This is a genomic window from Pseudobutyrivibrio sp., from assembly GCF_017471675.1.
Lineage (GTDB): Bacteria > Bacillota > Clostridia > Lachnospirales > Lachnospiraceae > Pseudobutyrivibrio.
This window is the reverse complement of record NZ_JAFUSK010000052.1, coordinates 1-6,930: the sequence shown is the minus strand read 5'-3', so window position 1 is coordinate 6,930 and position 6,930 is coordinate 1. Positions and strand designations below refer to the sequence as shown.

At 36.8% G+C, this 6,930-nt stretch carries 13 protein-coding genes; all 13 read left to right on the top strand.

Annotation, left to right across the window (positions count from 1 at the left end; translation table 11 throughout):
• Positions 1 to 388: 388 nt before the first annotated feature.
• Positions 389 to 1,324 (top strand): RhuM family protein, encoded by a 936-nt coding sequence (gene rhuM / locus IJ535_RS08930; protein ID WP_294301540.1) that lies wholly within the window; start codon positions 389 to 391, stop codon positions 1,322 to 1,324.
• 118 nt (positions 1,325 to 1,442) lie between these two features.
• Positions 1,443 to 2,024, top strand: coding sequence for a metallophosphoesterase family protein (locus IJ535_RS08925; RefSeq protein ID WP_294301537.1), 582 nt, complete (start codon positions 1,443 to 1,445; stop codon positions 2,022 to 2,024).
• Positions 2,025 to 2,241: 217 nt separating this feature from the next.
• The gene (locus IJ535_RS08920; protein WP_294291355.1) at positions 2,242 to 2,454 is read left to right on the top strand and encodes a hypothetical protein; all 213 of its coding nucleotides are present in this window, start codon (positions 2,242 to 2,244) and stop codon (positions 2,452 to 2,454) included.
• Between the two features lie 15 nt (positions 2,455 to 2,469).
• The gene (locus IJ535_RS08915) at positions 2,470 to 2,733 is read left to right on the top strand and encodes a hypothetical protein (RefSeq protein ID WP_036948076.1); all 264 of its coding nucleotides are present in this window, start codon (positions 2,470 to 2,472) and stop codon (positions 2,731 to 2,733) included.
• Between the two features lie 18 nt (positions 2,734 to 2,751).
• On the top strand, positions 2,752 to 3,072 hold the full coding sequence (locus tag IJ535_RS08910) for a nucleotide pyrophosphohydrolase (RefSeq protein WP_294301522.1): 321 nt from the start codon (positions 2,752 to 2,754) through the stop codon (positions 3,070 to 3,072).
• Positions 3,073 to 3,223: 151 nt separating this feature from the next.
• On the top strand, positions 3,224 to 3,442 hold the full coding sequence (locus tag IJ535_RS08905) for a DUF3791 domain-containing protein (protein WP_294291347.1): 219 nt from the start codon (positions 3,224 to 3,226) through the stop codon (positions 3,440 to 3,442).
• On the top strand, positions 3,439 to 3,945 hold the full coding sequence (locus IJ535_RS08900) for a DUF3990 domain-containing protein (protein WP_294291344.1): 507 nt from the start codon (positions 3,439 to 3,441) through the stop codon (positions 3,943 to 3,945). The genes IJ535_RS08905 and IJ535_RS08900 overlap by 4 nt, the downstream gene beginning before the upstream one ends.
• The gene (locus IJ535_RS08895; protein ID WP_294291341.1) at positions 3,938 to 4,168 is read left to right on the top strand and encodes a hypothetical protein; all 231 of its coding nucleotides are present in this window, start codon (positions 3,938 to 3,940) and stop codon (positions 4,166 to 4,168) included. The genes IJ535_RS08900 and IJ535_RS08895 overlap by 8 nt, the downstream gene beginning before the upstream one ends.
• Positions 4,169 to 4,409: 241 nt before the next feature.
• Complete coding sequence (locus IJ535_RS08890; protein WP_294301520.1) at positions 4,410 to 4,970, top strand: flavin reductase family protein; 561 nt, start codon at positions 4,410 to 4,412, stop codon at positions 4,968 to 4,970.
• A 14-nt stretch (positions 4,971 to 4,984) separates the two neighbouring features.
• Positions 4,985 to 5,590 (top strand): GNAT family N-acetyltransferase, encoded by a 606-nt coding sequence (locus tag IJ535_RS08885; protein WP_294301518.1) that lies wholly within the window; start codon positions 4,985 to 4,987, stop codon positions 5,588 to 5,590.
• 80 nt (positions 5,591 to 5,670) lie between these two features.
• On the top strand, positions 5,671 to 5,964 hold the full coding sequence (locus IJ535_RS08880) for a hypothetical protein (protein WP_294301515.1): 294 nt from the start codon (positions 5,671 to 5,673) through the stop codon (positions 5,962 to 5,964).
• Positions 5,965 to 5,966: 2 nt separating this feature from the next.
• Complete coding sequence (locus tag IJ535_RS08875; RefSeq protein ID WP_294301511.1) at positions 5,967 to 6,368, top strand: (deoxy)nucleoside triphosphate pyrophosphohydrolase; 402 nt, start codon at positions 5,967 to 5,969, stop codon at positions 6,366 to 6,368.
• A 22-nt stretch (positions 6,369 to 6,390) separates the two neighbouring features.
• Positions 6,391 to 6,669, top strand: coding sequence for an acylphosphatase (locus tag IJ535_RS08870; protein ID WP_294301508.1), 279 nt, complete (start codon positions 6,391 to 6,393; stop codon positions 6,667 to 6,669).
• Positions 6,670 to 6,930: the final 261 nt, after the last annotated feature.

Genomic DNA, 6,930 nt, shown 5'->3' with positions numbered 1-6,930 from the left:
CAAAAGAAATAATTGAAAAACTTTTGCCATGGTCAAAAGAAATCCCAGACGAAATAAAAGCTCCTTCAAACTGCTAATTTAAGCGGTTCGAGGGAGCTTTTTAATATCCTAACACCGTAAGCTGTAACTACGCTTACATTAGTATAATTATTTTTAGTAATCATAGATTATGAGAAAACATTAGTTTTTCAATAAGCGTAATTGCCACTGAACTACAAGTTCAATGACAAGAGAGAGAGGATGGTTAATAATAGAACATAAAAGATTCCCTTTTGCGGTAATCTAGAGGACTACGAAGATTTGAGTGTAGTGGAGGATGATAATTCAAAGTAGAGTTTATAGGCGTAAAACGATAGAATAAAAGTTAGATATAAGAGGAGCTTATTCAATGAAAAATGAAATAGTTTTATTTGAAACTAAGGATCAGGAGGTAAAGCTTTCTGTTCCAGTGGATAAAGGGAATGTTTGGCTAAATAGGCAGCAAATGGCAGAATTATTTGGCCGTGACGTTAAGACAATTGGCAAGCATATTAATAATGCTTTAAGGGAGGAACTTGATAATTCAGTTGTCGCAAATTTTGCGACAACTGCTAGTGATGGAAAAAGATATAATGTTGAGCATTATAGTTTGGATATGATTATTTCTGTCGGTTATCGTGTGAAATCCAAACGTGGTATAGAATTCAGACGATGGGCTAATAATGTTTTAAAGCAGTATATCATGAAGGGCTATGCTATAAACGAAAAACGCTTAGCAGCTCTTAACAAGACAGTGGAAATTCAATCAAAGATTATTGCAAATACATTGGAGATTGAAGAGGCAGAAGTTCTAAGAGCAGTCAATCTATATACTGATGCGTTAGTTCTTTTAGACCAGTACGATCATCAGTCATTGAAGAAACCAAATGGAAATAAGCCTGTTTATCGAATCACATATGAAGATTGTAGAAATATGATTAATCATATGGAGGACAGTTTTAGTTCAGATGTATTTGGTGTTGAAAAAGAAACTGGAAAAGTCGAAGGAATTCTTGCAGCAGTATATCAAGATGTATTTGGCGGCGAGGTATATCCATCACTAGAAGAAAAGGCTGCAAATCTTTTGTACTTTATGATAAAAGATCATCCTTTTGCTGATGGCTGTAAGAGAATAGCAGCCTCGCTTTTTCTAGAGTTTTTGGATAAGAACGAAGCATTAATACGAGATGGGCAAAAAGTTATTAGTGATGGAGCGCTCGTTGCTATTACGCTTATGATTGCAGAATCAAATCCAGAAGAGAAAGATATCATGACAACATTAGTTATGAATTTATTGAAGCTGTAGATAAATTTGAATTCTCGAGATAAACCCTATAACCTGAGCTCAGAAAAATCGAGCTCAGGTTGTATTTGGTTAGTATGGTTTATATTCTGGAAGTATAGATGACTTGGAGGAGATTTTGATGAAATACTATATTAGTGATTTACATTTATTTCATGATGCTGCTATTAGATTTGACAATCGGCCATTTGACAATATTTCAGCCATGCATGAATACATACGTACACATTGGAATAATAGAATAACAAATGGAGATACCGTTTATATTCTAGGAGATATGAGTTTACGTGGACAAAAGGAAAATCTGATTGCTTACGTCTCAACTTTGAAAGGCAAAAAGGTTCTTGTTAAAGGAAATCATGATGATGTATCAGATTACAGATATCAGCAATTGTTTTCGGAAATATGTGATTACAAAGAAGTGCATGATTCATTTGAAGGAAAAAATTATGACCTTGTGTTAAGCCATTATCCAATATTTAGTTGGAAAAATATGGGGCGAGGATGGATACATTTGTATGGTCACACCCATAATAGCATCGAGGATGAAATGTATCTGAAGGCACTTAGTGATATGAAGATTAATTGTGGTCATTTACATGACACTCATCCAGTGGCAATCAATGTAGGTTGCATGAAGCCATGGATGGGGTATGAACCTAGGTCGCTAAGGGAGATTCTTGAGGGGATAAATCACAAATAATGTTTGTAGATGTAGAAAGCTCAGGCTCGAGTTATAGAGTCTGGGCTTTTGTGGACATAGGCTGATAGATAGCTACAGTAGATAAGTTCACCAAATGATAACAAGCGCCTAAAGCTAGAACTATCTCACTGAAAGTGTTAAACTAATACCAATTAGAGATAACTACACATATTGAACTAGAAGTGTAGTTTAATTTAAAGACAAGGGGGATTTGAAAATGGATGTAAAGGACATTATTACAAAAGTAGCGGGAAACAAGGATCTTTTGGACAAGCTTAAAGCTGCGGATGTTAAGCAAGCAAAGGAATTATTAGACAAGGCTGGTGTCAAGGTTGATGAAGCTGATGTTAAGAAGGTTAAGGAAGCTCTTGCCGATGGAAAGATTGATATGAAAGAAATCAAGGATATTGCTGGTGGTCTTTTTAAATAATTATCGGGGGATGAGATGGAAGATTTGAAAGCAGGGGAATTAAACATGTCAGTATCTGCTGTTTGCAGGAACGAGCAAGGGGACAAGTATGCCTTTGTCACCTTTAACGATGGCGTTAGAACAGCTGAAGGAAAAATCCCTGACTGCAAAATAATCAAGAATGATGGCTTCGCAGAAATCGAAGTGCAGCAGCTGGAAAGATATTTGAAGGAACATCTTACGGAACTTAAAAAGATGGCTGCTTCTATAGATATATTTTCTGCTTTTAAAGGTGAATAAGTTAGAGGATTGAGAATAATGACAGAACAAACAATTACTAGAATCAGAAAATTTACTGAAGACCGTGACTGGGACCAGTTCCATGCACCAGTTCATTTAGCAAAGTCTATAGTGATAGAGGCAGCGGAATTGCTTGAGTGTTTCCAGTGGGATGATGAAAAGTATGATGTGGAACACGTAAAGGAAGAGCTTGCTGATGTTATGGTGTATTGCCAGAATCTAGCAGATAAGCTTGGTGTAGACCCTGATGAAATCATCAATAAAAAGATGGATCAGAACGAGGCTAAGTATCCAGTGGAGAAGGCTAAAGGCAGCAGTGCAAAATATAATGAATTATAAAAAAGTATGGGGATAACTATGGAACCTAATACATGAGATAGTTGATGATAAGTTCATCTGTATCTAGGCGATTATCAATAGTATGTATATATGAATAGAGGCAAAAGTATGTTAGACTAATATTAGTTTATTGAGGTTGTGAGGTCTGGATATGAGCTATCAGAGAAGATTGATTAATTACACAGTTGCTTGCGTAAACGTGTTTGCTGATACATTTAATATGAGTGTTAAAGAGGCATATAGATATCTTAGGGACTATAAAGGTATAGCGTTTTTAAAAGACTTTTATGAAGAGGAACACTTACTTTCATTTGAAAATGTTGTTGAAGATCTTCAAGTTCTTTGTAGACGAAATGGAGGCAATGTATGATTCTTTATCATGGAAGTAATGTTGACATTAAGAATATTAGCTTATCAGCATGTAGACCAAATAAGGATTTTGGAAGAGGATTCTATTTAACCGATATTCCGGAGCAAGCTGAAAGAATGGCTGAACGAGTATCAAGGATTTATGGTGGAAATCCTGTACTAAATATTTATGAAATAGAAGATTCTATTTTTACGAGTTCAGATTTGAATATTAAAGATTTTGGACTAGAGACATCGGAAGAATGGGCAAGATTTGTTATGAATAACAGAAATCGAGATTTTTCAGATTATTCCAGTCTGCTTTGCAATTTGGATTCCAAATTTGACATTGTAATTGGGCCTGTTGCTGATGATAATATGGCCATGCTATTCAGGCAATATGAAAATGAAGTAATAGATTTTGATACCTTGTTAAGAGGTATGATATATAAAAAGACATCATCACAGTATTCATTTCATACTGAGAAAGCTATTTCACTTTTGAGGAAGGTAAGTTATGAATGAGAAAAAACAATTAATAGAGTTTGTAGTGCAGGATGTAGTGGAAATGATTTCGAAGGATATGCAAATTGATTATGAAGATGCAATGAATTATTTCTATGAATCGCAGATTTTTGATAAGTTGCAAGATGTGGATACTGGACTATATCGCGAAAGTTCGGCTTATGTGTATGACTTATATAAAGATGAATTAAATTTTGGTCATATAGTGCAGGCTGAGATTTAATACATTAGAACCAGGCTATTAACTAGGCTTATGGGCTAAAAGAAATGCTACAAGGGCAGTTGGTTTAAAGTATCTTTTTAACAGGCAAGGGCGCTGAGAAATCAGGGCTTTTTTTACAATACTGGTATAAATAATGGGTGCGCACGTAACTATTAGGATGTTTGTGTGATTAAGGAAAATTTCATAAAACTAGTTAATTGTTGTAAATCGATAGTTTATATTTGAATAGGAGGATACAACTATGAGTAGAAAAGATTTTGGAGCAAAGCCACTAAGTTATCCACAGCCAGTGTGGATTATCGCAACTTACGACGAGAATGGTGTTCCTAACGCTATGAACGCCGCTTGGGGTGGCATTAGTGAATCAAATGAGGTTTCAGTTTGTCTGTCGGTAGGACATAAGACCTGCAAGAATTTTGAGAAGACAGGAGCTTTTACCATCAGTATGGCAGATGCAGATCATGTGGCAGCATGCGATTATGTAGGTATTGCATCTGGAAATAAGGATGCTGACAAGTTTGCAAAGACTGGATTTACAGCTACAAAGAGTAACCATGTGAATGCACCTATTATTAATGAATTGGCCGTTTGCCTGGAATGTAAGGTCAAGAGCTACGACCACGACAACTGCATCCTAAAGGGCGAGATTGTTAATGTAAGCGTTGATGAATCTGCTCTTACAGATGGTAAAGTAGATGTGAGCAAAGTTAAGCCTATTACATTTGATCCATTCAACAATGCTTACCATGTAGTTGGCGAGAAGGTTGGCGATGCCTGGGGCAGCGGAAAGAGCTTGATGTAAATTTACGAGAGGAAATGAAAGCACCTGGTGCTAAACCAGAAAAGAGAATGAAATTACAACGATTAAATGAAAACCAAATAACAAAGCTTTATCAAGAGCACATGGTTGTAGATTTTCCAAAGGATGAGCTTAAACCACTGAATATGATTCTAAAGTCGGTGCAGGAGGGCTTTTATGATTGCTTTGGACTTTTTGAAAATGAGCAGATAGTTGGCTACACTTTTATGGTTAAGCAGGAAAACAGCTATCTTGTAGACTACATAGCAATTTTCCCAGAGAACAGAAATAAGGGTGTAGGAGCCAATCTTCTCACTTTGATAGATGACTATCTTGGTGATGCAGATAGAATCATAGGAGAGGTAGAAGACCCAGCTTACACAGATGACGAGGAGCAAAAAAGACTTCAGACCAGGCGCTTGGGATTTTATCTGCGCAACAATTGTTATGATACCGGTTTGCGTGTGGAATGTTTTGGCGTCAAATTCATCATCTTGGAAGCTGGCAAGAAAAAGTGCCGCGATAAGGATGAGGTATGGGATTTATATTCGCTTTTTTATAAAAAGTTCTTATCGGAAGAACGATTTGAAAAGAATATTTGGCGAATATCCGACACTATATAGATTTAAAATCACTCCCCGCCAAGGCATTTTTCGGTGGGGAGTTTTAATGTGAATGGCATGTATCGCATTTAGGAGGCAGAATGGATTTTAAGAGAGAATGGGCTAGAAGCAGGGATGAATTGGTGCAGACCATAAGAAGTCTGGGATTTCCAGATGAGCTGGGAGAGCAGATTGCAAAGATGTTAGGTAGCCCAAAGGCAATGCAACGGATGATGGCATATCTTTACAACGTAAAGCCCAATACTGCAGAGCTTATTGTCGACGAGGCCCTTGCTATTTGCAGCGATATAGATAGATGGCGTGAAAAGAAAGCCAGCGAAGAAGCCAATGCCAAGTATAATGAAATGCGATACTTCGGGTTTGATGAGGAGTAGGGATGAAGACAATACGTGTAGTTGCAGCAGTAATTAAAGCCAAAAATGAACAGAATAAACCTATTATCTTTGCTACCCAACGTGGTTATGGAGATTACAAAGATGGCTGGGAATTTCCTGGTGGAAAGATAGAAGAAGGTGAGACTCCACAGGAAGCTCTTAAGCGTGAGATTATGGAGGAACTTGATACAGAAATAAGTGTCGGCAAGTTGATAGATACTATTGAGTATGACTATCCCACTTTCCATCTTTCGATGGATTGCTTCTGGTCTGAAATAGTAAGTGGAGATTTGGTATTAAAAGAGCACGAAGCTGCCAAGTGGCTTACAAAGGAACAGCTTGGTGATGTAGATTGGCTTCCAGCAGATATTACATTGATTGATAAGATTGATGCAGCGATATAGTTGATTAGGGATGATTATTTAAGTGAAAGAATTAGTTAGATATCACATGGTTTTCTCAGGCCGTGTGCAAGGTGTTGGGTTTAGATACAAGGCCAATTATATTGCCAACCAGTATCGCCTGACAGGGTATGTGAAAAATGAATATGATGGTTCTGTTACAGTTGAAATTCAGGGCTCGGAGCAGGAAATTTATATGTTCCTAAAATCTTTGGCGAATGATAGATATATTGATATTTATGATTTGAAGAAGGAAAAGATTCCTGTGGAAGATGATGAGAGAGGGTTTATAGTTCAGTATTGAAAACATATTAGTAGTTGTAGGTAATGACACATTTTGATAGGTTAAGATAAGAAAGAATATGGCAAAATCGTTTAGAAAAATTGATATGAAAGCGGAGGATGCACTTGCAACTTTCATGGATATGGTCCTGCGTCAAGATTTAGTACAAATTAAAATGAGAGGTTCTGTCAGTTAAGCAACTGACAGAGACTTCACCCTTTCATACAATTTTTCATATTCATCAGGAGACAAGTAGTCGCAGTGACTATGAATCCTGACGGT

Excerpts from the sequence above, each read along its gene's own strand:
- IJ535_RS08910 (WP_294301522.1), top strand. The coding sequence starts at position 2,752 with ATGACAGAACAAACAATTACTAGAATCAGAAAATTTACTGAAGACCGT.
- IJ535_RS08900 (WP_294291344.1), top strand. The coding sequence starts at position 3,439 with ATGATTCTTTATCATGGAAGTAATGTTGACATTAAGAATATTAGCTTA.
- IJ535_RS08915 (WP_036948076.1), top strand. The coding sequence starts at position 2,470 with ATGGAAGATTTGAAAGCAGGGGAATTAAACATGTCAGTATCTGCTGTT.
- rhuM (WP_294301540.1), top strand. The coding sequence starts at position 389 with ATGAAAAATGAAATAGTTTTATTTGAAACTAAGGATCAGGAGGTAAAG.
- IJ535_RS08885 (WP_294301518.1), top strand. The coding sequence starts at position 4,985 with ATGAAAGCACCTGGTGCTAAACCAGAAAAGAGAATGAAATTACAACGA.
- IJ535_RS08895 (WP_294291341.1), top strand. The coding sequence starts at position 3,938 with ATGAATGAGAAAAAACAATTAATAGAGTTTGTAGTGCAGGATGTAGTG.
- IJ535_RS08880 (WP_294301515.1), top strand. The coding sequence starts at position 5,671 with ATGGATTTTAAGAGAGAATGGGCTAGAAGCAGGGATGAATTGGTGCAG.
- IJ535_RS08920 (WP_294291355.1), top strand. The coding sequence starts at position 2,242 with ATGGATGTAAAGGACATTATTACAAAAGTAGCGGGAAACAAGGATCTT.
- IJ535_RS08890 (WP_294301520.1), top strand. The coding sequence starts at position 4,410 with ATGAGTAGAAAAGATTTTGGAGCAAAGCCACTAAGTTATCCACAGCCA.
- IJ535_RS08905 (WP_294291347.1), top strand. The coding sequence starts at position 3,224 with ATGAGCTATCAGAGAAGATTGATTAATTACACAGTTGCTTGCGTAAAC.
- IJ535_RS08925 (WP_294301537.1), top strand. The coding sequence starts at position 1,443 with ATGAAATACTATATTAGTGATTTACATTTATTTCATGATGCTGCTATT.
- IJ535_RS08875 (WP_294301511.1), top strand. The coding sequence starts at position 5,967 with ATGAAGACAATACGTGTAGTTGCAGCAGTAATTAAAGCCAAAAATGAA.